The sequence below is a fragment of the Streptomyces sp. NPDC058646 genome (assembly GCF_042716875.1).
GTDB lineage: Bacteria > Actinomycetota > Actinomycetes > Streptomycetales > Streptomycetaceae > Streptomyces.
This window is the reverse complement of sequence record NZ_JBHXRK010000030.1, coordinates 63,855-85,533: the sequence shown is the minus strand read 5'-3', so window position 1 is coordinate 85,533 and position 21,679 is coordinate 63,855. Positions and strand designations below refer to the sequence as shown.

Here is a 21,679-nt window from a genome sequence, read left to right as displayed (position 1 = left end):
ACGGCTCCCGCGACGGCCGCCGGGCCGCCCCGGCCGGGGCGGCGTCGCGCTGGCCTGCGTCGCGTCCGCCCGCGTCGCGTCCGCCGTCAGGGTTCACGCGGTCAGGGCTCGGGCGTCGTCGGACAGGGCCTCGCGGACCGCGCGGAGGGCGACCTCCGCGAGGACCGGGTTCCTGGCGCCGCGGTAGTGGTGGTACGTCGTCAGGCCGAAGGCCAGGGCCCAGCCCCGGCCGCGCGCCCAGGTGGCGTCGTCCACCCCGACCGCCTCGCGGAACGGCTCCCGCGTCCCGGCGGGCAGCACCGTCCAGGCGGCCATCGTGTCGCAGTCCGGGTCGCCGACGCCCACCCCGCCGAAGTCGATGACCGCGCTCAGCCGGCCGCCCCGGCCCAGCAGGTTCCCCGGCCGGAGGTCGCCGTGGAGCCAGACGGGCCGGCCCTCCCAGCGGGGGGCCCGCAGGGCCTCCTCCCAGGCGGCCGTGGCGGCGGCCGCGTCGGGCGTGCCGTCCGCGCCCAGGTCGCGGACCGCCGCGCGGACCTCCTCGTCGCGGGTGCTCAGCGGCACGCCCCGCCAGGACGGCGGCCCGCCCGTGGCGTCGCGCTTCCGCAGGGCGGCGACGAAGCCGCCCAGGGCGGCCGCGGCCACGGCCGGGTCGGCCAGGGGCTCCTCGCAGGCGTCCCGGCCGTCGATCCAGCGGTACACCGACCACGGCATGGCGAAGCCCTCGCCCAAGCACGCCCCGGCCCACCGGCACCTCCAGCGGCAGGCGCGGCGCGAAGTACGGCGGCCACCGCTGCTCCTCGGCGACCTGCCGGGCGCGTCCGGGACGCGCGGCAGGCGCACGGCCAGGTCCTCGCCCAGCCGGTACACGGCGTTGTCCGTGCCCGCGGAGCGGACCTTCGCGACGGGCAGGCCGGCCCGCGCGGGGAACTGGGCGGCGACCAGCCGCCCGACGAGCCCCTCGTCGATGTCGGCCTCGTCGTCGTGCATCGTGCCCGGCATGCCCCGCCTCCGCCGTCCGCCGCTGTCGTCCGACGCGGACAGCAGCCACGCCCGCCGCGGCGCCGCCAAGGGTTTCCGACGGTGTCCGCCCCGGCGGAATCAGGCCTTTTCTGGCGCCGTCAGGTCGATCAGGCGGCAGACCGTCTCGATGTCGATCTTCACCTGGGCGATGGACGCGCGGCCCGAGAGCCAGGTGATCAGAGCCGAGTGCCAGGTGTGCTCGATGACGCGGACCGCCGAGAGCTGTTCCGCCGTCGGCGGGGCGTCCAGGCCCATCGCGTCCAGGATGATCGCCGTGGTCAGCCGGGAGACGGTGTCCACCTCGGGGCTCACGCTGCGGTCGGCGAAGGTCAGCGCCCGCACCATCGCGTCCGCCAGGTGCGGTTCCCGCTGGAGGGCGCGGAAGGCCCGCATCAGGGTCTCCGCGACGCGCGCCGCCGGGTCCTCGCCGGCCGGCGGGCGCTTGCGCAGCGTGGTGTGCATGTGCTGCAGCTGGTCCTGCATGGTCGCGACCAGCAGGTGCACCTTGGACGGGAAGTAGCGGTACAGGGTGCCCAGCGCCACGCTGGAGGACTCCGCGACCTCGCGCATCTGCACGGCGTCGAAACCGCCCCGGCTGGCCAGCTGGGCGCTGGCGTGCAGGATCCGGCGGCGGCGCGCCTCCTGGCGCTCCGTCAGGGGCGGGGACGCCAACGTGGTGACGGCCTTCGCTTCCGCTGTCATGTGTCCCGTTCCATGGCGTTCCGTGTCGTTGCGGGGGTCGGGTGCGGCGCTGATCCCGGGCTGATCCGGGGTCAGCATCGCAGGCGCCGCATCCGTGGCGCGAATCACCTGCTCCGCCTCTTACGGTGTGGTTTCCGGCCGGTAGATTCAATGGTCTTCGACGGATCAAGTCTGAAACTTGTTCTACATTATCCGAGCGGTTACGCTCCGGCGAAAGTGCAGGGAGAAGGGGGCCGAGAGTGACCGCTGAGGCCATGGTGACGAGCCCTTTCGCGGGTTCCGCCACCGACGGCGACCGCCCGTTGCGCATCGCACTCCTCACCTACAAGGGGAACCCGTTCTGCGGTGGCCAGGGCGTCTACGTCCGCCACCTCTCGCGCGAGCTCGTACGGCTGGGGCACTCGGTCGAGGTCATCGGCGCACAGCCCTATCCGGTGCTCGACACCGGCGCCTCGCTCACCGAGCTCCCGAGCCTCGACCTGTACCGCCAGCCGGACCCTTTCCGCACCCCGGGACGCGACGAGTACCGGGACTGGATCGACGCCGTCGAGGTCGCCACCATGTGGACCGGCGGATTCCCCGAGCCGCTGACCTTCTCGCTGCGCGCCCGCCGCCACCTGGCCGCGCGCGCCGGGGAGTTCGACGTCGTCCACGACAACCAGACCCTCGGCTACGGGCTGCTGGCCGACCTCGGCGCGCCGCTGGTCACCACGATCCACCACCCCATCACCGTCGACCGGCAGCTGGACCTCGACGCCGCCAAGGACCGCAAGAAGCGGCTCTCCGTGCGCCGCTGGTACGGCTTCACGCGCATGCAGGGCCGCGTGGCCCGCAGGCTGCCGTCGGTCCTCACCGTGTCGGGATCCTCCAAGCAGGAGATCGCCCACCACCTCGGCGTCCGGGACGAGCGCATCCACGTCGTCCACATCGGCGCCGACACCGACCTGTGGTCGCCCGACGGGTCCGTCGCCGAGGTCCCGGGGCGCATCGTCACCACCTCCAGCGCCGACGTCCCCCTCAAGGGCCTCGTGCACCTCGTCGAGGCGCTGGCGAAGCTGCGCACCGAACGGCCCGACGCCCACCTGGTCGTGGTCGGCAAGCGCGCCGAGAAGGGGCCGGTCGCCCGCGCGATCGAGACGTACGGCCTCCAGGACGCGGTCCGCTTCGTCAAGGGCATCACCGACGCCGAACTCGTCGACCTGGTCCGCAGCGCGCAGGTCTCCTGCGTCCCCTCCCTCTACGAGGGCTTCTCGCTGCCCGCGGCCGAAGCCATGGCCACCGGCACCCCGCTCGTGGCCACCACCGGCGGGGCGATCCCCGAGGTCGCCGGCCCCGACGGCGAGACCTGCCTCGCCGTGCCGCCGGGCGACGCGGGCGCCCTCGCCGCCGCGCTGGGCCGGCTGCTGGGCGACCCGCAGCTGCGCGCCCGGCTCGGCGCCGCCGGACGCGAGCGGGTGCTGACCCGCTTCACCTGGGCGAAGGCCGCCGAGGGGACCGTCGGGCACTACCGGGCCGCCATCGAGCAGGCGGCCCGTGCCCGCCGCTCGCGGTGACCTGCCGCACCCGCCGCACTCCCGAACCATGAGCCACCCCCGCAATCCCCGTACCCCCCGCAACCCCCGCGACCGCGAAGGCAGGACCCCGTGCTGACCGTCGATTTCTCCCGGTTCCCGCTCGCCGCAGGCGACCGTGTGCTCGACCTGGGCTGCGGCGCAGGCCGGCACGCCTTCGAGTGCTACCGGAGAGGCGCCCAGGTGGTCGCCGTCGACCGCAACGGCGAGGAGATCCGCGAGGTCGCCAAGTGGTTCGCCGCGATGAAGGAGGCGGGCGAGGCCCCGGCCGGGGCCACCGCCACCGCCATGGAGGGCGACGCGCTCGCCCTGCCCTTCCCCGACGAGTCCTTCGACGTCGTCATCATCTCCGAGGTGATGGAGCACATCCCCGACGACAAGGGCGTGCTCGCCGAGATGGTGCGCGTGCTGAAGCCCGGCGGGCGCATCGCCGTCACCGTGCCGCGCTACGGCCCCGAGAAGATCTGCTGGGCGCTCTCCGACGCCTACCACGAGGTCGAGGGCGGCCACATCCGCATCTACAAGGCGGACGAGCTGCTCGGCAAGATGGAGGCCGCCGGCCTCAAGCCGTACGGCACCCACCACGCGCACGGCCTGCACTCCCCGTACTGGTGGCTCAAGTGCGCCTTCGGCGTCGACAACGACAAGGCGCTGCCGGTCAAGGCGTACCACAAGCTGCTGGTCTGGGACATCATGAAGAAGCCCCTGGCCACGCGGCTCGCGGAGCAGGCCCTCAACCCGGTCATCGGCAAGAGCTTCGTGGCGTACGCGACCAAGCCGCACCTGCCCGCCCTCCCGGCCGGCGACGTCCAGTGAGTTCCCCCGGACGTACCGAACACCTCGTCCTGGACGGCGTACTGACCGCCGGGGAGGCCGCCCAGACGGTGGCGGGCATCCTCGCCGCCCAGCGGGCCGACGGGGCCATCCCGTGGTTCCGCGGCCACCACCTGGACCCCTGGGACCACACCGAGGCCGCGATGGCGCTGGACGTGGCCGGCGAGCACGAGGCGGCCGAGCGGGCGTACGCGTGGCTGGCCCGGCACCAGAACCGGGACGGCTCCTGGTACGCGGCCTACGCCGACCGCGAGGACGGCGTGGACACCGCCGAGCCGCAGGACCCCAGCCGCGAGACCAACTTCACCGCGTACATAGCCGTCGGCGTCTGGCACCACTACCTGTCCACCGGCGACGACGCCTTCCTCGACCGGATGTGGCCCGCCGTCTTCGCGGCCGTGGAGTGCGTCCTGGCGCTCCAGCAGCCGGGCGGCGAGATCGGCTGGAAGCGCGAGTCCGACGGCACGCCCGTCACGGACGCCCTGCTGACCGGCTCCTCCTCCATCCACCAGGCGCTGCGCTGCGCGCTGGCCATCGCCGAGCACCGCGAGGAGCCGCAGCCCGACTGGGAGCTGGCGGCGGGCGCGCTGCGGCACGCCATCCGCCGCCATCCCGAGCGGTTCCTCGACAAGAACCACTACTCGATGGACTGGTACTACCCGGTCCTGGGCGGCGCGCTGACGGGCGCCGAGGCCGCCGCGCGCCTCGACGCCCGCTGGGACGAGTTCGTCGTGCCGGACCTGGGGGTGCGCTGCGTGCTGCCGAACCCGTGGGTGACGGGCGGCGAGTCCTGCGAGCTGGCGCTCGCCCTGTGGGCGACGGGGGAGTCGGACCGGGCGCTGGAGGTGCTCCGGTCGATCACCCACCTGCGTGCCGACAACGGCATGTACTGGACGGGGTACGTGTTCCAGGACGACGCGGTCTGGCCGGTGGAGCAGACGACCTGGACCGCGGGGTCCCTGCTGCTGGCCGTGGCGGCGCTGGGCGGGGACGAGGCCACCACCGAGGTGTTCGGCGGGACTTCGCTCCCGGCCGGACTGGAGCCCGACTGCTGCGCCTGACCGGTGACCGGGCCGGCGGTGACCAGCCGGCCGGCCCGGTCCGGTCCGGACCGGTCAGCGCCGGTAGAGCCAGCCGGCCACGGCGTGGCCGACGAGCAGGTAGACGACGGCCGCCAGGCCGTAGCCGAAGACGACCTGGACCCATTCCTTGCTGAAGGTGAACAGGTCGTACGACCAGCCGGCCAGCCAGGTCGCGGTGTCGTGGACGAACTCCACGAGCTCGTTGCCCCGGTTGGCGTCCAGCAGGTAGAGCAGGATCCACAGGGCGATCACGAAGGCCAGCACGTCCGCCACGAGTGCGACGGCCCGCCCGGCCTGACTGCTTCCGCGTGCGCTTGCTCGGGTGTGTGTGGGCATGGTGCGCGTCTTGCCGCCCGGGCGCAGGGCAAACCCGAACGGGTCCCCCAAGTGGTGCGGCCACGGGGCCGGGGTGAGGCTGCGGGGAACACCTCAGTCCCCGGAGGAAACCGTGTCCCTACCCTCGACCCTTCGATTCCGCCGCGCCGTCACGGCGGTGGTCCTGTCCACCGCCCTGATGGCCGGCGCCACCGCATGCGGCAGCGACGCCCCCGGCACCAGGAGCCATGCGGAGGAGCTCTCCGCCGCCTCGATGGGGGAGCTGGCCGCCCTCGCGGCGGCCGAGCCCGCCGCGGCCGAGGCCGACGAGGCGGCGGTGACGCCCTCGCCGAGCACCTCCGCCGAGAAGCAGAAGTTCGCCAAGACGCGCTTCGTCGCCAACGCCGGGCTCGCGGCCGGGGCGACCTACCAGTGGATCGTGAAGCCGTACCGCGCGGGCAAGTTCAAGAAGGGCGCCAAGGGCCGTACGTTCGCCCTCATCAAGGCCGGGCTCGCGGGCGCCTTCGCGTACAACCGGCTGAAGGCGGCCGCCGACAACGCCAAGGGCGACCCGCTGCTGTCGAAGGCGATGGGTCCGCTGACGGCGGGCATCGAGTCCCTCAAGGGCCTCGGCAGCAAGCTCCGCAAGGGCCAGGCCGGCGACGCGGACATCGACGCCTTCGACAAGGTCATCAACGGGGTGAAGGACGCCGGCAAGAGCGCCGGGGCCCCCGTCACCGACCAGGTCCCCAGCACCTCCCAACTGGGCGGCTAGCGGACCCCTGGGCGGCCTGTGCCGCCGATCCCGTGGAGGCCGTGGCCGGAGCGGGCGCCACCGCCCCGGCCAGGGCCCGCCCGGGGCCGCGGGCCTGTTTCAATGGGTGGGTGATCGAGATCGTGGTGGCCGTACTCGCCGCCGCCGGGGCCGGGTGGCTCCTGCGGCGCAAGCACCTCCGGCGGACGGCCGCCGGGCCCGTGCCCGGGATCCCGGGCATGGCCCGGACCGGCCGGGGCCGCTGGCGGCCCGGGAGGGTGTACGCCGAGGCGGGCGAGGCCCGCTGGGTCCCGGAGCGCGGCGAGCCCGTGGCCCTGCCCGGTGCCCGCGCCACCGGGGTGCGGATGCCCACCGTGAGGGAGGGCATCGTCATCAACCCCGGCTCGCGGATCGTGACCTGCGCGTACGGGGACGGCGCAGCCATGGAGATCGCCGTCATGCCGCTCGACGTGCGCGAACTCCTGGAGGCCGTACCGCAGGCGGAGCAGGACGCCGGCTAGCTGTTGAGCTCCGCCAGTACGCGCAGGGTGTGCGGGTCCGGGGCGGTGACGAGGAGGTCGGTGACCGGGCCCTTGCGCCACAGGTCCAGCCGTTCGGCGATCCGTTCCCGCGGGCCGACCAGCGAGATCTCGTCGGCGAAGGCGTCCGGGACGGCCAGCACCGCCTCCTCCTTGCGGCCGGCGAGGAACAGCTCCTGGATGCGGCGGGCCTCTTCCTCGTAGCCCATGCGCCCCATCAGGTCGGCGTGGAAGTTGCGGGCCGCGTGGCCCATGCCCCCGATGTAGAAGCCGAGCATCGCCTTGACCGGCAGCAGCCCCTCCGCGACGTCGTCGCACACCGTGGCGCGGGTCATCGGCGCGATCAGGAAGCCCTCGGGTACGCCGGCCAGCGAGGCCTGGTGGACGTCGGTGCGGGTGGGCGACCAGTACAGGGGGAGCCAGCCGTCCGCGATCCGCGTCGTCTGGGCGATGTTCTTCGGGCCCTCCGCCCCGAGCAGCACGGGCAGGTCCGCGCGCAGCGGGTGGGTGATGGGCCGCAGCGCCTTGCCGAGGCCGGTTCCGTCCGCGCCGCGGTAGGGGTGGCCGTGGAAGCGGCCGTCCAGGGCGACCGGGGCCTCGCGGCGCAGCACCTGGCGGATGACGTCCACGTACTCGCGGGTCGCGGTGAGCGGGCTCGCGGGGAAGGGCCGCCCGTACCAGCCCTCGACGACCTGCGGCCCGGACAGGCCCAGGCCCAGCATCATCCGTCCGCCGGAGAGGTGGTCCAGGGTGAGCGCGTGCATGGCGGTCGCGGTGGGGCTGCGGGCGGCCATCTGGGCGATGGCCGTGCCGAGGCGGATCCGCGAGGTGTGCGCGGCGATCCAGGTCAGCGGGGTGAAGGCGTCCGAGCCCCAGGCCTCGGCGGTCCACACCGAGTCGTAGCCGAGCCGCTCGGCCTCGACGGCGAGGTCGAGGTGGGCCGGGTCGGGGCCGCGGCCCCAGTAGCCGAGTGCGAGTCCGAGGCGCATGTACTGTCCCCTCCGCGAAGCCGTTCCTGACGGTGCGTCAGGTGACTGTAGAACAACGGCCCCCCGCCCGGAAGGGCGGGGGGCCGTGCGGACCGGGGCGGGGATCAGCCCCGCTGGATGCCCGAGGTGTCGTTCAGGACGCCGCGGCGGCCGTCCTGGGTCTGGGCGACGAGCGCACCGGCGCCGCGCTGCTCCACGGCCAGGTACCAGGTACCGGGGGCGAGTTCGGCGATCGGGGTGGGCGAGCCGTCCTCGGCGAAGAGGGGGCGGGCCACGGGCACGGCGAACCAGAACGGCGTGAAGTCGGCCGCGGGAGCCGGCTCCGGAGCGGGGGCCTGGTGCCCCGTGTCCTGCGGGCCCGGGGCCGGGGCCGGAGTCGGGGTGCCGCCGTAGGGCGGGACCGGCTGCGGGGTGGACCCGTAGGGCTGCTGCTGGCCGCCCGGGTAGCCGTACCCGGCGCCCGGCAGCGGCTGGCCGCCCCCGTACGGCGGGACGGCGGTGGGCGCCGACGCCGGCACCAGGGCCCCGGCGAGCGCCGGGACCTTCGCGCCGAAGAGGGCGACGCCGGCCAGCGCCAGGGCGGCCAGGAAGGAGATGATCGCGCCGGCACCCAGGTCGAGGGTGCTCGGGCAGGTGATCAGCGCCCACAGCGCCGACCAGGCGGCCGACACGGCGAGCGCCGTGCCCCAGGCCGCCAGGGGGAGGCCCAGCACCTTGCGGGTCTCCGGCTGGAATCGCGCGGCGACGAGGAGGCCCGCCGCGATGAAACCGAGCAGGAAGACGCTGGGGAGCACCAGGCGGTACGCGTCGGTGTCCCAGGCGGCGGGGAGGTCGCCGCCGGTGGTGGAGTAGAAATCGAGGAACGAGGCGATGAACAGCAGCGCCGCTGCTCCGATCACCACGCCGTCGCCTCGAGTGAGGGAGCGGATGTTCACGTCTTAGGTGTCCTTCTCGGTCTCGGTCGTCTCGTGGTGCCGCGGTCGCAGCTCTTGCCTGGAGCGGGGCGGGCGGCACCATGGTACGGACGTCTCGCACTGCCGAGAGGATCGGGGCGGCGAGCAGCCCCGGCCGGGGCTGCCCGTGGACTACCCGCCCAGGAACCCGACGATGCCGTCGGCGATGCCCTGGGCGGCCTTCTGCCGCCATTCCGGACTCGTCAGCAGCGCCGCGTCCTTGGCGTCACGCATGTTGCCGCATTCGACGAAGACCTTGGGCTGGGTCGACAGGTTCAGTCCGCCCAGATCGTCGCGGACGTCCAAACCGGTACCCGCGCCCAGGTAGTTGGCGGGGGAGGAGCCGGTGGTCCGGGCGAAGTTCGTGACGATCCGCTCGCCGAGCTGCCGGGAGGGCCCCACGATCTTCGCGGTGTCCGCGCCGCCGCCCTTGACCGCGGCCGGGAGGATGACGTGGAAGCCGCGGTTGCCCGCCGAGACCCCGTCGGCGTGCACGGACACCACGGCATCGGCCTTCGCCTCGTTGCCGATCCGGGCGCGCTCGTCGATGCACGGCCCGAAGGGCCGGTCGGCGCGGTGGGTCAGGACCACCCTGACGCCATGGGCCTCCAGTACGGTCTTCAGCCGCTGGGAGACGTCGAAGGTGAACTCGGCTTCCATGTAGCCCGAGTTGGTGGTGGTACCGGTGGTGTCGCACTCCTTGCGGCCGGTACCGATGTCCACCTTCCGGTTGATCTCGGTGCCGTGCTGGAAGTTGCCCGTGTTGTGGCCGGGGTCGATGACGACCGTCCGGCCGGACAGGGGGCCCTTGGCCGGGGCCGGGGAAGCGGCGGGGACGGGAGCGGCCGGGGAGGGCGTCGTCCCGGCCGCCGCGTCCGTCCCGCTCGCGGCCGCGTTGGGCTTCGCGTCCCCGTTGGCCGTGTGGGAGGCGGGCAGCGGCCGGGCCTGCGGCGGCTGCCCGCCGGCCCCGGCGCCGGACAGCGCCTGGGTCAGCACCCAGCCGGCCAGGCAGGCCGGTGCCAGCGCGGCGGCCGCCACGACGAGGGTGGAGCGGCGGGTGAACCAGTGCCGGTCCGGGCTGACCGACGCGGAGGACTCGGGGGGCGGGGGCGAGGGGCTGTCGTCGTTGCGCACGCCGCGATGCTAATCCGACGAACTGCCCGGCAGGCGGATGCTGCTCCATCCGTGGGCGCGTACGCCCCGGGCCCTCAGATGCCGGGGCCGGTGCGCCGCAGCACGCGCAGGGAATCCGTCACCGAGACCTCCTCGAAGGCCCCGGACGCCAGGGCGCGCAGGTAGATCCGGTACGGGGCCTGACCCCCGTCGGCCGGGTCCGGGAACACGTCGTGGATCACCAGCGTGCCGCCCTCGGCCACGTGCGGGGCCCAGCCCTCGTAGTCGCCCGTCGCGTGCTCGTCGGTGTGCCCGCCGTCGATGAAGACGAAGCCCAGCGGACCGCCCCACGCGGCGGCGACCTGCGGGGACCGGCCCACCATCGCGATCACGTGGTCCTCCAGCCCGGCCCTGTGCAGCGTCCGGCGGAAGGTGGGCAGCGTGTCCATGAGCCCGACCTCCGGGTCCACGACGCTCGGGTCGTGGTACTCCCAGCCGGGCTGCTGCTCCTCGCTTCCCCGGTGGTGGTCGACGGTGATCGCCGCCACCCCGGCCTCGCGGGCCGCGTCCGCCAGCAGGATCGTGGAGCGCCCGCAGTACGTCCCGACCTCCAGCAGCGGCAGCCCCAGCGCCCCGGCCGCGACGGCCGCCCCGTACAGGGCGAGCCCCTCCCGTACGGGCATGAACCCCTTGGCCGCCTCGAAGGCGGCGAGGGTCTCCGGCTTGGGGGTGGCGGCCATGTGTTCCTCCGGCGGGCGGTGCGCGTATGTGGCGGCCCATGCTGCCCTACCGATCGGTAAGGGTCCATGTCGGGGCGCCGCAGGACCGGATGCGGCCGGTTCGGGCGTTCCGGCCCGCCGTGCGCGGCCGCGTGAATACGCTCGGCGACGACCGACATGCACGCCGAACGGTGTCAGCAGCTTGGGGGTGGCCGTCCCATGGCCGGTACGCGCGATCTGGATCCCAGCGCCTCGCCGCTGGACTACTACTGCTTCGAGCTGCGCCGCCTGAGAGAGGACGCGGGGCTCAGCCAGGCGCAGCTCGGCGCCATCGTCTTCTGCACGGGCTCGCTGGTCGGCATGGTCGAGAACGGCCGGCGCGTCCCGACCCGCGACTTCTCGGAACGGGTCGACGCGGCGCTGGGGACGGGCGGCCTGTTCTCCCGGCTGGTGGGTCTGGTGCTGCGCAACCAGCTGCCCACGTGGTTCCAGCCGTACGCGGAGATGGAGGCTCGGGCGGCGTACCTGTCCACGTTCCAGGCGCAGTTGGTGTACGGGTTGCTGCAGACGGAGGAGTACGCCCGAGCGGTGCTGGGGGTGTGGACGGAGGAGGAACTCGACGCCAAGGTGGCCGCCCGGATGGAGCGCCAGCGGATACTCGACCGCGAGAACCCGCCACTGCTGTGGGTGGTCCTGAGCGAGGCCGTCCTGCACCAGGAGATCGGTGGCCGGGAAATCATGCGGAACCAGCTCGCCCATCTGCTGACGCAGCAGCGCCGGGAGTGGGTGCAGGTGCAGATCCTGCCCTACGAGGCGGGCGCCCATGCGGGTCAGATGGGCTCGTTCAACCTCCTGCGCTTCGAGGACGACCCGGACCTCGTCTACACCGAGGACTTCGTCCAGGGCCATATGACGGCCAATCCGCCAGCTTTCCGGGAGGGTTCGCTCCGATACGATCACCTCCAGGCGGCCGCACTCTCCCTGGACGAGTCGGCGGCACGGATCGCCCGCGTAATGGAGGAGCGCTATGGAGACCATCCAGAACCTGACGGGCGCGCGGTGGCGTAAGTCGTCCTACAGCGGCGACACCGGCGGGGATTGCATCGAATGTGCCCCCCTCGGCGGCGCCGACTGGCGTAAGTCCTCGTACAGCGCCGACACGGGCGGCAACTGCGTCGAGGTCGCCGCCCGGCCCTGCCGGGTCGCCGTGCGGGACTCCAAGGACCCCGAGGGGCCCGTCTTCACCGTCGGGGCCGACGCCTTCGCCGTCTTCGTCGGGTCCCTGTCTGCATAAAGGCCTCGGGCCGGCCGACCCCGCGCACCTAGGGCCCTTCCGGTGCGTCGCCGTCCTCGGGCAGGGCGGCACGGGGCGGGTGCTGTCCGGGGTCGGGCCGGACGGCGGCTCGTCGCGGGCAAGCGGGTGCATGCGGAGCCGGCCGAGGAGGCGGGCTTCCGGCCCGGTTCCGGCGGGAGGTCGCGCCCTCCCTGAAGGTGTCGGGCGCCTTCACCGCGCCCGTCGTCGACGCCGACCCGGCCTGGCAGCCGCCGGGCCGCTGCCCGAGGAGGCGGTGCGCAGCCTGGCGGCTCGGCTCGCGCACGCCCTGGCCGACGTCCACCGGGCGGGCCTGATCCATCCGGACCTGAAGCCCTCCCACGTGCTGTGCGCCCAGGACGGGGGCCGCGTCATCGACTTCGGCATCCCGCCCGCGGGCGTGCTGATCGGCTCGCCCGCGTACACGTCGCCCGAACAGGTCCTGGGCCAGGAACCCGCTCCCGCCGGCGACGTGTTCGCCCTCGGCGCCACCCTGGTCGCGGGGTGCGCGGGGTGCGCGGGGAGCCCGCCCTTCGCCGCGGAGCGGTGCCCGGCCCGCTGCACGAGGCGGTCCTCGCCGACCCCGATCTGGACGGCGTACCGCCCGGACTGCGCGGGATCCTCGCGTCCTGCCGGGCGCCGGCGCGGGCCGTTTCCGCCCGCCGGTCTGAGAGGAGCTGCCGCACCGGTCCGGGCCACGGCCGCGCCGAGGGCGGCAGGGGCCCGACCAGGCCGGGCAGCCCGGCCGGGGGCGGCCCCAGGGCTCCGGTGCCCCGGGCGCAGGCCCGGCGGCTGCGGCCCCTGCCGGCCGCCCGCGTCGTGGTGGCCGTGGCCGCGACGGGGCCCACCGTAGGGCGGCCGCACCTGGTGGCCGCCCACCCGGAGGCCGTACCGGAGCCCGTGCCTCCGGCTTCGTGGCCCGGAGCACGGGGAAGCCGCAGCACGACAGCTCGGGCGCGACGACGGCCGGCTGCACCTGGAACAGCCGGACCGGGGACGAGGCCGAAGCCACCTGGCGGTTCTTCTCGTCCTGACCGCCGTGGAGGGCGCGGCCGGTGCGAGGCAATGGCCCGGGGAGGTCCGGCGGATGGCCGCGGGGCAGCAGGAGGAGATCGACCGGCTGCCGGGCGACCCCGTCCGTACGGCCTCGCCGGCGGACGGGGGCGGGCGTGCGGGCGCGGCGTCCGCCGCGGCCGGAGCCCCGTAGCGCGCGGACCCCGGCTGCGGCACAAGCCCCTGGGGGCCGCCCCGGGGCTCGTCGCGGCGGTCTGGTCCGGGATACCGCCGCCGGTGGACGCCCTGGAGGGAGCCCCGCCGCGCCCGCCGGTCGAAGCGGACCGCCACCTGAGCCTCCCGCGCTGCGACGAGGCGGCCGGGCTTCCGCTGCCGGAGCGGAACGGGGAGCAGGACCGCCACGACGACAGGCCGCGGCACGAGGCGCCCGGCCCCGGGGGACCGGGCATCGCCCGCCCTCCCGGGGCCCGGCGAAGAACACCCCGATCTGACCTTCCGTCAGAATGGAACGTGTTCTAGTCTGCCGCGCATGGGCATCGGAATCACAGCGGAACACCGGGAGTTGGCCGAGGCCGTGCGCGGCTGGGCGGCGCGGGCCGCACCCCCCGAAGAGGTGCGCAAGCTGCTCGACACCCCGCCCGGCGTGGGCCGGCGGCCCGCCTACTGGGACGCCATGGCCGCGCAGGGCCTGCTGGAGCCCCACCTGGAGGGCGGCACCCTGCTCGACCTCGCCGTCGTCGTGGAGGAGGCCGCCCGGGCCGCGCTCCCCGGGCCGTACCTGCCGAGCGCACTGGCCTCCGTCCTGCTGGACCGGGCCGGGGCCGAGCCGCTCGACGGCCGCGTCGGAGCGGTCGCCCTCGGCCCCGGCTCCCTGACCGCCGTCGCCGTCGAAGGCGGCGGCTACCTCCTCGACGGCACCGCACCCCCCGTGCTCGGCGCCGGCGAGGCCGACCTCGTCCTGCTCGCCGCCGAAGCCGCGCACGGCACCCGCTGGTTCGCCGTGGACGCCGCCGTACTGGACATCCGTACGCACCAGAGCGCCGACCCGACCCGCCCCACCGCCGAGGTCCACGCCCGCGGGGTCACCGCCGGACCGGCCCGGGTGCTGGAACTCGACGCGGCCCTCGTACGGGACCTGGCCTGCACCCTCTTCGCCGCCGACGCCTGCGGCACCGCCGCCTGGGCCCTGCACACCGCCGCCGGGTACGCCAAGGTGCGCGAGCAGTTCGGCCGGCCCATCGGGCAGTTCCAGGGCGTCAAGCACCTGTGCGCCGACATGCTGCTCCGCCTCGAACAGGCCAGGGCGCTGGCCTGGGACGCCGCGAACGCCCTGGACGAACCCGGCACCAGCGCCGAGGTGCGCACGCTCGTCGCCGCCCTGGCGGCCGGAACCGCCCTGGACGCCTCCTTCACCTGCGCCAAGGACTGCATCCAGATCCTCGGCGGCATCGGCTTCACCTGGGAGCACGACGCCCACATCCACCTGCGCCGCGCCCTGGTCGCCCGCCAGCTCCTCGGGCCCGGGGACGGCCACCGCGTGCGGGCCGTACGCCGCGCGGCGGCCGGGGCGCGCCGCGAGCTGCGCCTGGAGCTGCCGGAGCGGGCCGAGGCGTACCGGGCGAGCGCCCGGGCCGCCATCGAGGACGCGCGCGGCCTCGACCCGGCGGCCGCCCGGCGGATCCTGGCCCCCACCGGCTACGCCGCCCCCCACCTGCCGCCCCCGTACGGCCTCGGCGCGGACCCCGTCCAACAGCTCGTCGTCCAGCAGGAGCTGAAGGAAGCCGGCGTCCAGCTCGCCGAGCTGGGGATCGCGACCTGGGTCGTGCCCTCCCTGCTCGCCTACGGGACGGACGCGCAGCGGGAGGCGTACGTACGGCCCACCCTGTGCGGCGACCTGACCTGGTGCCAGCTCTTCTCCGAACCCGGTGCGGGCTCCGACCTCGCCTCGCTGCGCACCAGGGCGGAACGGACCGCGGACGGACGCTGGAGGATCAACGGGCAGAAGGTGTGGACGAGCTCCGCGCACAGCGCCGACCACGGCATCCTGCTGGCCCGCACGGACCCCGCCGCACCCAGGCACAAGGGGCTCGGCTACTTCGTCGTCGACATGCGCAACACCCCCGGGATCGACGTCCGGCCCCTCAAGGAGATCACCGGCGAGGCCCTCTTCAACGAGGTCTTCTTCGACGACGCGGAGCTTCCGGCGGACGCGCTGGTCGGGGCGGTGGACGGCGGCTGGCAGGTCGCCCGCAACACCCTCGGCAACGAGCGCGTCCACATGGCCGACCAGATGACCTTCGACACCGGCCTGGAAGCCCTGATCGCCCGCTCCGCCGGCCTCGACGGGGCCTACCGGGCGCGGATCGGTGCACTCGCCGCCGAGGCCCACGCCCTGGCCTGCATCGGCTTGCGGACCACCCTCCAGCAGGTGTCGGGACTGGAGCCCGGCGCCGGAGCCTCCGTACGCAAACTCGTCCAGACCCCCCACCAGCAGCGGACCGCCGAGCTGGCGCTCGAACTGCTGGGGCCGGCGGGCGCGGTGTGCGAGGGGGCGGGGGAGCGGGCGGTGCACGGGATGCTCATGTCCCGCTGCCTGACCATCGCCGGGGGCACCACGCAGGTCCAGCTCAACGTCGTCGCCGAGCGGATCCTCGGCCTCCCCAGGGACTAGGAGTTCAGCGGATGAAGTCGTACATCGTGGGCGTCGGCATGACGAAGTTCGAGAAGCCGGAGTCGAGGGACTGGCAGTACTGGGACATGGCCAAGGAGGCCGGGTCCGCGGCGCTCGCGGACGCGGGCGTGGACTACGGGCTCGTCGAGCAGGTGCCGGTGGGCCACTGCTTCCAGGCCTCCACCGCCGGCCAGCGGGCCGCGTACGAACTGGGGCTGACCGGGGTCCCCGTCTACAACGTCAACAACAACTGCGCGACGGGTTCGACGGCCCTGATGATGGCCCGGCAGTTCGTGGAGGGAGGGCTGAGCGACTGCGTCCTCGCGCTGGGCTTCGAGAAGATGAAGCGGGGGGCGCTGGGGGGCGGGGCGGACGGCGGTGACTTCAAGACCTCCCCGGTCGCCCGGCACTACGGGATCATGGCCGCCGCGCACGGCTTCGAGACGTCACCGCCCACCGCTCAGATCTTCGGGAACGCCGCCCGGGAGCACATGGAGCGGTACGGGACCACGGCCGCGCAGCTCGCCGCGGTGGGCGCCAAGAACCACCGGCACTCGGCGAACAACCCGAACGCGCAGTTCCAGGACGTGTACACGGTGGAGGAGATCCTGGCCGCCAAGCCGATCCACGATCCGCTGACCAAGCTCCAGTGCTCCCCGACCTCCGACGGGGCGGCGGCCGCGCTGGTGGTCTCGGAGCGGTTCCTCGTCCGGCACGGGCTGCACGACAAGGCGGTGGAGATCGTCGCGCAGGCGATGACCACGGACACCGGGGAGAGCTTCGGGGGCTCCTGCATCGACGTGGTCGGCAAGCCGATGACGGCGGCGGCCGCACGGCAGGTGTACGAGGCCTCCGGGCTCGGCATCGAGGACGTCGACGTCGTCGAGCTGCACGACTGCTTCTCGGTCAACGAGCTGCTGACGTACGAGGCGCTGGGCATGTGCGGGGACGGCGCCGCCGGGAAGCTGGTGGAGAGCGGGGCGACGACCTACGGCGGGCGGTGGGTGGTCAACCCCTCCGGGGGGCTGATCTCCAAGGGGCACCCGCTCGGCGCGACGGGGCTGGCGCAGGCGGCCGAGCTGGTCTGGCAGCTCCGTGCGGAGGCGGGGCCGCGCCAGGTTCCGGGGGCCCGGGTGGGGCTGGCCCACAACATCGGCCTGGGCGGCGCGGCGGTCGTCACCCTCCTCCGCCGCTAGCCCGGCGCAGCCCCGCAGCCATGGCTGTGCCCCGGCCCCCTCGACGGCGCTCCGCGCCCGCGCCTCAAACGCCGGCGGGGCTGGATGCGGCGCGGCTGGATGCGGCGGGGCCGGATGGTGCGTGGAGGCAGCAGCCGTGGATGAGCCCCGCCGGCGTTTGAGGCGCGGAGCCGGGCCGGTGGGCCAGCTCCGGTGCGGGGGGCGCGCCCCGGAACCCCGCACCCCCCGGGCGGGACCCGGCAGGGGGAGGTCAGAGCTTGAGGAGCGCTCCGCGCCAGGTCCACCCCGCGCCGAGGACCGCGGCCCGCAGCGGGTCCTTCATGTCCGAGGTGTCGAAGCGGTAGAACTCCGTCGCCTGGAGGTCACCCTCGGCCCCCCGCTCGACCGACCGGCGCCACGACACCGTCTTCACCTGCCCTCGCGACCCTTCGGCCGACACGGCCAGCCTGGGCGTACCGCCGACCCACGAGACCTCGAACTGGCGATCGACGGTGCGGACTTCGTGGGACGCCGGGACCAGACGCATCCTGAACTGGGTGACCCGGCTCACCTGGGTGCGCACGAAGAAGGTGTGCCAGGCGGGATCCGAGATCCGCCATTCCGCCACGAGGTCGGCACCTTCAGGGTCACCACCGCGCACGACGAACGGCACCTGCGGCCCGTTGAGCGCGAGCAGCGCTGCCCGGACCTCCTCCGCGGAACGCGGGGCGATACCACGGTCGGGGTGTTCGGTGCCGGTCAGTCTGTCGAAGAAGCCCATCCGCCCAACCTACGAAGCTCCGGCCCCGACCACAACATCTCCCCGCAGCAGGACCGGATCCGCCCGGCCCGCGACCTCGCCCGACCAGGCGCTACCGTGCCCCGCCCGAGGGCTCCTGCCCGGTGTCCGGGCGGACCGTGCGGAGGAAGTCCTGGAAGTCTTCCAGGACGCTGTCGTGCTGCGTCGCGGTGGCGGTCAGGATCATCCGGATCACGGCGCGCCGCTTCGGATCCGTGCTGTCCAGCATGGCCAGATAGACCTGCGACTGGACGAGCTCGCGGCGCACGCCTGCGACGACCGCCGTGAGGGCCAGCCGCTGCGTGAGGCCGGGAACCTCCGCGGATCCGACGCCGCTACGCCGGACCACCGCCACGGACTCGGCGCCGTCGCGCAGGCGTTCCACCGCGTCGTCGGCGACGCCTTCCAGCGTCTCGGCCTCCGACAGGAAGTCGCCGTCGATGGTGATGTTGGCCGTGAACCCGGCGTCCGCCCGCGGGTGCAGAGCGACGAAGGCCACGGCCGGAGCGTCGACCTCGTCCGGCGGTGCCGGGATCCAGCCCTCCGGCAGGCGGAACTCGATCGGGAGGGGCAGAGTCGTGGCCATTCAGGTCCTTCCTTCCACTGCAACGTACATCAGTCGAACCAGCTGGTGACTTCGTCCTTGACGGAGCCGGCGGCGTCGCCGACCGCACCGGCCGCATCCCCGACGGCGTTGGCGGCGTCGCTCGCGGCGGCCGAGACCTTGGCCGGGTCGACCGTGAACTCTCCGCCCAGCTTTCCGCCCAGGCCGACAGCGACGCCGAGTTCGCCACCGATGTGGAACTTGCCGTCCTCGCCCTTGCCGAAGGTCACCTTGGCCTCGGCGCCCGCCCCGGCCCATCCCTCGGCCGTCCCGCCGGCGCCGATCCCGGCCAGCTCTCCACCTCCCGCGTACGAGGCCTTCGCCCCGGCGAAGGCCTTGGCCCCCGCATTGACGCCGCTCAGGCTCGCCCCCGCGCTGACTCCGGCCTCGGCTCCGGCGAATCCCTCACCGCGCATGTAATAGCCCATGTGCCCGTACTCGGCCCGGCCCTCGGCCAGCGCCCGCCCGCCCACGGACGCCTCGGCCTTGCCGGTGAGGCCACCTTCGGTGAACCCGACGTTGGCGGTGGCCCGGGCCCCCGCATAGGCGTCGGCGATCCCGGAAAGCTTCATGGACCCGTTGGTCAGAGATCCTTCAGCAGTGGCATGGCCGAGGTCGGCATAGGCCTTGGCCGAGGCCTCCTTGCCGTACTGGGGGCCGTAGGCGGCAGCGCCCGCTGCGGGACCGGTCGCCGAGGCCTTGCCCTCGGACTGCCACCCGTCGGTCTTCGTGGTGGCGTCCTTGTCGGATGCTCCCGGCATCGGAACCTTCGACAGGTCGCCCTCGGCGCCCGCGTTGAAACCGTTGAGGGTCTGGTCGGCGCCCTTGCCGAAGTTGTCCTTGTTGCTGTCGACCACGGCGGCATCGAGGGCGATCTTGACGTGCTGGTCCGCCTGGGTGACGGCCTTCACCCGATCGTCGATGTGCTGCTGCCACTTGGCGACCGCGGTGCGGATCGAGGTCTCGCCGTCGGGGTCGTGCTGGTAGGCGCTGCGCTCGGCGGGGGTGAGCTTGGCGTAGTCGAAGGCCACGCGCCCCTGCTCCGAAACGGTCATGCCGGCGGCTATCGCCTCGGCCCGGGCACTCTCGACCCGCTTCTTCAGGTCCGTGAACTGCGCGTGGGCGTCCCGCAACAGGCCGGCGATCGCCTTGGCCTGGATCTGCGCGGCCGAGTACTCGTAGCGGGTCGCCGTGAAACCCGTCTGTGCGGTGCCGGCGCTGACGCCGACCCAGTTCTGGCCGCCGGTCGATATCTTCTGCACGGTTTCGCCGTAGCGGATCTCGACCTTGTGCAACTCGCCCGCCATCGCATCCCACTTGGTGGCCGCTGTCGTCAGCAGACCCAGGTCCGTGGTCATGACTTCGTGGTACGTAGGCACAGCGGTCCCCCTACAGGCCGTTCAGCTTCGACTGCGACAGGAACTGGTTGCCGAGACCGGTGTCGTTCTGGGTGAAGAGCCCCGAGGCGCCGCGCAGCGCGCTCTTCTCGCCGGCGAGGCGGCCCATCAGGGTCTTCACCTGCTGGTCCCAGGTGTCCGCCACCTTCTTCAGGCCGGCGGCCGTGTCCCAGCCCTCGAAGCCCTTCTGGGCCGACCCGGTGGAGTCGTCCGCGTGCTCCGAGGCCTTCTTGGTGTTCGGCTCCAGCTCCGTCTCGATCGTGCCGGCCGCTGCCTTCTTCTGGGCCGGCGTCGAAGCGAAGTCCTGGGACCCGCCCGGCGAGAACAGTCCTGCCGAGGGCGGAGTGACGCCCGGAGCGTACGGGACCACCGGCGTCGGCGTGACGCCCGGCGCGTACGGCCCAGGTGGTCCGCTGTTCAGTCGCAGGCCCGCGTCCTGGTCCGCGCTGCTCGCACTTTCGAAAACCGGTTCCCGTTCGGAATTCCCTGACATGGTGTGCCTCCCCGTCGGCAGGCATCGATCATAGGAGCGCTGTGCGCGCGGGAGTCGAACGGGGTCCCTGCCGCGTCGGACCGGAGGCGGGCCGGGATGGGGTTCCGCCGGGCGGCGCGGGCCCGGCACGATCCGAAGGCGACGGCCTAAGGGGTCCGTTCGAACGGGGGGTCCACCACCGTTTCGCCGCGGGAGGCGCGGTGGAGGGCCTCCGTCAGGTCGTCGATGGGGCCGTCGCGCAGGACCAGGCCCGCCGCGCCCGCGGCCAAGGCCGCGTCCACGAGGCCCGGCCGCGCCGACCCGGCCATGACCAGCACCCGGCACTCCGGATCCTCCGCCAGCACCGCGGCGACGGAGCCCGGCTCCTCCACCAGCGCCACCGCCGGGCGGGACATCGCGTCCCGCACGACCTCGATGTCCGGCTGGAGGCCGAGCCGGAGCGCCAGCGCCGGGTTCGGCGGATCCAGCAGCACCCGCAGGGAACGGCCCCGGCGGTGGTCAACGGGCATTTCTTCCACCGGTGAAGGGTACGGTCCAGCCTCCGCCGCCCCGGGCAACACGCTCTGGCGGAATGGAATCTGACGGCAGGTCAAGACTCTTCCCTCCTGCTGGGGGGTGCGTTATACATTCCCTCACCGGCCCTAGAACGCGTTCTAGAACCGGTCCCGCATGCGACCTCGGTGCGGCCGACGGTGCGGACGGCCGCACCGAGGTCTTCCACGCCCCCGTTCAAGACAGGGAGCAGCATCCCCATGCCGATCGATGCCGCCAAGGCCCTCGCCGCCGACCCCCGCGTGGGGTCCATCGGCTGGGACCACAAGGACATCCAGCTGTACCACCTCGGCCTCGGGGCGGGCCGCCCCGCCAACGATTCCGACGAGCTGCGCTACACGCTGGAGTCCAGGCTCCACGTGCTGCCCAGCTTCGCGACCGTCGCCGGTGCGGGCATGGCCATGCTCGGCGGCCTGGCCGCCCCCGGCATCGACGTCGACCTCGCGTCCGTCCTGCACGGCGGGCACTCCATCGAGCTGCACCGGCCCATCCCCGTCAAGGGCGAGGCCACCTCCACCTCCAAGGTCGCCGCCGTCTACGACAAGGGCAAGGCCGCGGTGATCGTGCTGCGTTCCGAGGTCGCGGACGCCGACGGGCCGCTGTGGACCAGCGACGCGCAGCTCTTCGTACGGGGCGAGGGCGGATTCGGCGGCGAACGCGGCCCGTCCGTCAGCTCCGGACAGCCCGACCGCGCACCCGACCGCACCGAGGAGCGGCGCATCCGCGAGGACCAGGCCCTGCTCTACCGCCTCTCCGGCGACTGGAACCCCCTGCACGCCGACCCGGAGTTCGCCAAGGCGGCCGGCTTCGACCAGCCGATCCTGCACGGCCTGTGCTCGTACGGGATGACCCTCAAGGCCGTCGTGGACACCGTCCTGGGCGGTGACGTCTCCCGGGTCCGCGCCTACCGCACGCGCTTCGCCGGGATCGTCTTCCCGGGCGAGACGCTCCGCATCCGGATGTGGCAGGAGCCGGGCCGCGTCCTGGTGTCGGTGAGCGCCGCCGAACGGGACGACGCCCCGGTCCTCGCCGACACCGTCGTCGCACACGCGTAGTACGAGACCAGACCTT

23 protein-coding genes are annotated in these 21,679 nt (G+C 73.8%); 11 read left to right on the top strand and 12 right to left on the bottom strand.

The genetic code is table 11. From position 1 onward, the window contains the following. Positions 1-93 precede the first annotated feature (93 nt). On the bottom strand, positions 94-999 hold the full coding sequence (locus tag ACFWUZ_RS29950; RefSeq protein ID WP_384379713.1) for a phosphotransferase: 906 nt from the start codon (positions 997-999) through the stop codon (positions 94-96). A gap of 99 nt (positions 1,000-1,098) precedes the next feature. Continuing rightward, positions 1,099-1,722, bottom strand: coding sequence for a TetR family transcriptional regulator (locus ACFWUZ_RS29945; protein ID WP_384379710.1), 624 nt, complete (start codon positions 1,720-1,722; stop codon positions 1,099-1,101). Between the two features lie 239 nt (positions 1,723-1,961). On the opposite strand from ACFWUZ_RS29945, the gene ACFWUZ_RS29940 reads away from it, so the two are divergent. From ACFWUZ_RS29940 to ACFWUZ_RS29930, 3 genes are all read left to right on the top strand, one after another. Next, positions 1,962-3,275 (top strand): glycosyltransferase family 4 protein, encoded by a 1,314-nt coding sequence (locus ACFWUZ_RS29940; RefSeq protein WP_384379707.1) that lies wholly within the window; start codon positions 1,962-1,964, stop codon positions 3,273-3,275. A 90-nt stretch (positions 3,276-3,365) separates the two neighbouring features. Next, positions 3,366-4,109, top strand: coding sequence for a class I SAM-dependent methyltransferase (locus ACFWUZ_RS29935; RefSeq protein WP_384379704.1), 744 nt, complete (start codon positions 3,366-3,368; stop codon positions 4,107-4,109). Then, positions 4,106-5,188, top strand: a complete 1,083-nt coding sequence (locus ACFWUZ_RS29930) for a prenyltransferase (RefSeq protein ID WP_384379701.1) — start codon at positions 4,106-4,108, stop codon at positions 5,186-5,188. The genes ACFWUZ_RS29935 and ACFWUZ_RS29930 overlap by 4 nt, the downstream gene beginning before the upstream one ends. A gap of 54 nt (positions 5,189-5,242) precedes the next feature. Here the strand turns inward: ACFWUZ_RS29930 and ACFWUZ_RS29925 are convergent, their stop codons facing one another. Further along, positions 5,243-5,545 carry a hypothetical protein gene (locus tag ACFWUZ_RS29925; RefSeq protein ID WP_384379699.1) on the bottom strand — a complete coding sequence of 101 codons (303 nt, stop codon included), beginning with the start codon at positions 5,543-5,545 and terminating at the stop codon, positions 5,243-5,245. 178 nt (positions 5,546-5,723) lie between these two features. Here ACFWUZ_RS29925 and ACFWUZ_RS29920 point away from each other — a divergent pair, with 178 nt between their 5' ends. Both ACFWUZ_RS29920 and ACFWUZ_RS29915 read left to right on the top strand, forming a co-directional pair. Then, positions 5,724-6,299: a hypothetical protein gene (locus ACFWUZ_RS29920; protein ID WP_384379746.1), complete on the top strand. Its 576-nt coding sequence runs from the start codon at positions 5,724-5,726 to the stop codon at positions 6,297-6,299. 110 nt (positions 6,300-6,409) lie between these two features. Continuing rightward, positions 6,410-6,799: a hypothetical protein gene (locus ACFWUZ_RS29915; RefSeq protein WP_384379697.1), complete on the top strand. Its 390-nt coding sequence runs from the start codon at positions 6,410-6,412 to the stop codon at positions 6,797-6,799. Here ACFWUZ_RS29915 and ACFWUZ_RS29910 read toward each other — a convergent pair. The 4 genes from ACFWUZ_RS29910 to ACFWUZ_RS29895 all read right to left on the bottom strand — a co-directional run bounded on the left by ACFWUZ_RS29910 (position 6,796) and on the right by ACFWUZ_RS29895 (position 10,612). Then, positions 6,796-7,806 carry an LLM class F420-dependent oxidoreductase gene (locus ACFWUZ_RS29910; protein ID WP_384379694.1) on the bottom strand — a complete coding sequence of 337 codons (1,011 nt, stop codon included), beginning with the start codon at positions 7,804-7,806 and terminating at the stop codon, positions 6,796-6,798. The two genes, ACFWUZ_RS29915 and ACFWUZ_RS29910, sit on opposite strands and share 4 nt — an antisense overlap. 104 nt (positions 7,807-7,910) lie before the next feature. Beyond that, positions 7,911-8,741 (bottom strand): hypothetical protein, encoded by an 831-nt coding sequence (locus ACFWUZ_RS29905; RefSeq protein ID WP_384379691.1) that lies wholly within the window; start codon positions 8,739-8,741, stop codon positions 7,911-7,913. Positions 8,742-8,891: 150 nt separating this feature from the next. Further along, positions 8,892-9,893 carry an N-acetylmuramoyl-L-alanine amidase gene (locus ACFWUZ_RS29900; RefSeq protein ID WP_384379688.1) on the bottom strand — a complete coding sequence of 334 codons (1,002 nt, stop codon included), beginning with the start codon at positions 9,891-9,893 and terminating at the stop codon, positions 8,892-8,894. A gap of 74 nt (positions 9,894-9,967) precedes the next feature. Then, the gene (locus tag ACFWUZ_RS29895; protein ID WP_384379685.1) at positions 9,968-10,612 is read right to left on the bottom strand and encodes a class I SAM-dependent methyltransferase; all 645 of its coding nucleotides are present in this window, start codon (positions 10,610-10,612) and stop codon (positions 9,968-9,970) included. Positions 10,613-10,810: 198 nt separating this feature from the next. Here ACFWUZ_RS29895 and ACFWUZ_RS29890 point away from each other — a divergent pair, with 198 nt between their 5' ends. The 5 genes from ACFWUZ_RS29890 to ACFWUZ_RS29870 all read left to right on the top strand — a co-directional run bounded on the left by ACFWUZ_RS29890 (position 10,811) and on the right by ACFWUZ_RS29870 (position 16,784). Beyond that, on the top strand, positions 10,811-11,659 hold the full coding sequence (locus ACFWUZ_RS29890; RefSeq protein ID WP_384379682.1) for a helix-turn-helix transcriptional regulator: 849 nt from the start codon (positions 10,811-10,813) through the stop codon (positions 11,657-11,659). Then, positions 11,619-11,885, top strand: coding sequence for a DUF397 domain-containing protein (locus tag ACFWUZ_RS29885; protein WP_384379679.1), 267 nt, complete (start codon positions 11,619-11,621; stop codon positions 11,883-11,885). Before ACFWUZ_RS29890 ends, ACFWUZ_RS29885 begins: the two co-directional genes overlap by 41 nt. 130 nt (positions 11,886-12,015) lie before the next feature. Continuing rightward, positions 12,016-12,756: a phosphotransferase gene (locus ACFWUZ_RS29880; RefSeq protein WP_384379676.1), complete on the top strand. Its 741-nt coding sequence runs from the start codon at positions 12,016-12,018 to the stop codon at positions 12,754-12,756. A gap of 690 nt (positions 12,757-13,446) precedes the next feature. After that, a complete protein-coding gene (locus ACFWUZ_RS29875; RefSeq protein ID WP_384379673.1) occupies positions 13,447-15,588 on the top strand; it encodes an acyl-CoA dehydrogenase in 2,142 nt (713 codons plus the stop codon). Positions 15,589-15,599: 11 nt separating this feature from the next. After that, on the top strand, positions 15,600-16,784 hold the full coding sequence (locus tag ACFWUZ_RS29870; RefSeq protein ID WP_384379670.1) for a lipid-transfer protein: 1,185 nt from the start codon (positions 15,600-15,602) through the stop codon (positions 16,782-16,784). A gap of 250 nt (positions 16,785-17,034) precedes the next feature. Here ACFWUZ_RS29870 and ACFWUZ_RS29865 read toward each other — a convergent pair whose 3' ends face one another. The 5 genes from ACFWUZ_RS29865 to ACFWUZ_RS29845 all read right to left on the bottom strand — a co-directional run bounded on the left by ACFWUZ_RS29865 (position 17,035) and on the right by ACFWUZ_RS29845 (position 20,565). Then, positions 17,035-17,544, bottom strand: coding sequence for a hypothetical protein (locus tag ACFWUZ_RS29865; RefSeq protein ID WP_384379667.1), 510 nt, complete (start codon positions 17,542-17,544; stop codon positions 17,035-17,037). Positions 17,545-17,635: 91 nt separating this feature from the next. Next, positions 17,636-18,148: a hypothetical protein gene (locus ACFWUZ_RS29860; RefSeq protein WP_384379664.1), complete on the bottom strand. Its 513-nt coding sequence runs from the start codon at positions 18,146-18,148 to the stop codon at positions 17,636-17,638. Between the two features lie 29 nt (positions 18,149-18,177). Next, complete coding sequence (locus ACFWUZ_RS29855; RefSeq protein ID WP_384379661.1) at positions 18,178-19,524, bottom strand: hypothetical protein; 1,347 nt, start codon at positions 19,522-19,524, stop codon at positions 18,178-18,180. Positions 19,525-19,555: 31 nt separating this feature from the next. Continuing rightward, positions 19,556-20,056 (bottom strand): hypothetical protein, encoded by a 501-nt coding sequence (locus ACFWUZ_RS29850; RefSeq protein WP_384379658.1) that lies wholly within the window; start codon positions 20,054-20,056, stop codon positions 19,556-19,558. Positions 20,057-20,202: 146 nt separating this feature from the next. Further along, positions 20,203-20,565, bottom strand: coding sequence for a DNA-binding response regulator (locus ACFWUZ_RS29845; protein WP_384379743.1), 363 nt, complete (start codon positions 20,563-20,565; stop codon positions 20,203-20,205). Between the two features lie 243 nt (positions 20,566-20,808). Here ACFWUZ_RS29845 and ACFWUZ_RS29840 point away from each other — a divergent pair, with 243 nt between their 5' ends. Then, on the top strand, positions 20,809-21,663 hold the full coding sequence (locus ACFWUZ_RS29840; protein WP_384379655.1) for a MaoC/PaaZ C-terminal domain-containing protein: 855 nt from the start codon (positions 20,809-20,811) through the stop codon (positions 21,661-21,663). The last annotated feature ends 16 nt before the right edge of the window (positions 21,664-21,679 follow it).

Excerpts from the sequence above, each read along its gene's own strand:
- ACFWUZ_RS29860 (WP_384379664.1), bottom strand. The coding sequence starts at position 18,148 with ATGGCCACGACTCTGCCCCTCCCGATCGAGTTCCGCCTGCCGGAGGGC.
- ACFWUZ_RS29845 (WP_384379743.1), bottom strand. The coding sequence starts at position 20,565 with ATGCCCGTTGACCACCGCCGGGGCCGTTCCCTGCGGGTGCTGCTGGAT.
- ACFWUZ_RS29910 (WP_384379694.1), bottom strand. The coding sequence starts at position 7,806 with ATGCGCCTCGGACTCGCACTCGGCTACTGGGGCCGCGGCCCCGACCCG.
- ACFWUZ_RS29945 (WP_384379710.1), bottom strand. The coding sequence starts at position 1,722 with ATGACAGCGGAAGCGAAGGCCGTCACCACGTTGGCGTCCCCGCCCCTG.
- ACFWUZ_RS29880 (WP_384379676.1), top strand. The coding sequence starts at position 12,016 with ATGCGGAGCCGGCCGAGGAGGCGGGCTTCCGGCCCGGTTCCGGCGGGA.
- ACFWUZ_RS29870 (WP_384379670.1), top strand. The coding sequence starts at position 15,600 with ATGAAGTCGTACATCGTGGGCGTCGGCATGACGAAGTTCGAGAAGCCG.
- ACFWUZ_RS29850 (WP_384379658.1), bottom strand. The coding sequence starts at position 20,056 with ATGTCAGGGAATTCCGAACGGGAACCGGTTTTCGAAAGTGCGAGCAGC.
- ACFWUZ_RS29890 (WP_384379682.1), top strand. The coding sequence starts at position 10,811 with ATGGCCGGTACGCGCGATCTGGATCCCAGCGCCTCGCCGCTGGACTAC.
- ACFWUZ_RS29875 (WP_384379673.1), top strand. The coding sequence starts at position 13,447 with ATGGGCATCGGAATCACAGCGGAACACCGGGAGTTGGCCGAGGCCGTG.
- ACFWUZ_RS29840 (WP_384379655.1), top strand. The coding sequence starts at position 20,809 with ATGCCGATCGATGCCGCCAAGGCCCTCGCCGCCGACCCCCGCGTGGGG.
- ACFWUZ_RS29920 (WP_384379746.1), top strand. The coding sequence starts at position 5,724 with ATGGCCGGCGCCACCGCATGCGGCAGCGACGCCCCCGGCACCAGGAGC.
- ACFWUZ_RS29865 (WP_384379667.1), bottom strand. The coding sequence starts at position 17,544 with ATGGGCTTCTTCGACAGACTGACCGGCACCGAACACCCCGACCGTGGT.
- ACFWUZ_RS29895 (WP_384379685.1), bottom strand. The coding sequence starts at position 10,612 with ATGGCCGCCACCCCCAAGCCGGAGACCCTCGCCGCCTTCGAGGCGGCC.
- ACFWUZ_RS29855 (WP_384379661.1), bottom strand. The coding sequence starts at position 19,524 with ATGACCACGGACCTGGGTCTGCTGACGACAGCGGCCACCAAGTGGGAT.
- ACFWUZ_RS29925 (WP_384379699.1), bottom strand. The coding sequence starts at position 5,545 with ATGCCCACACACACCCGAGCAAGCGCACGCGGAAGCAGTCAGGCCGGG.
- ACFWUZ_RS29950 (WP_384379713.1), bottom strand. The coding sequence starts at position 999 with ATGCCGGGCACGATGCACGACGACGAGGCCGACATCGACGAGGGGCTC.
- ACFWUZ_RS29885 (WP_384379679.1), top strand. The coding sequence starts at position 11,619 with ATGGAGACCATCCAGAACCTGACGGGCGCGCGGTGGCGTAAGTCGTCC.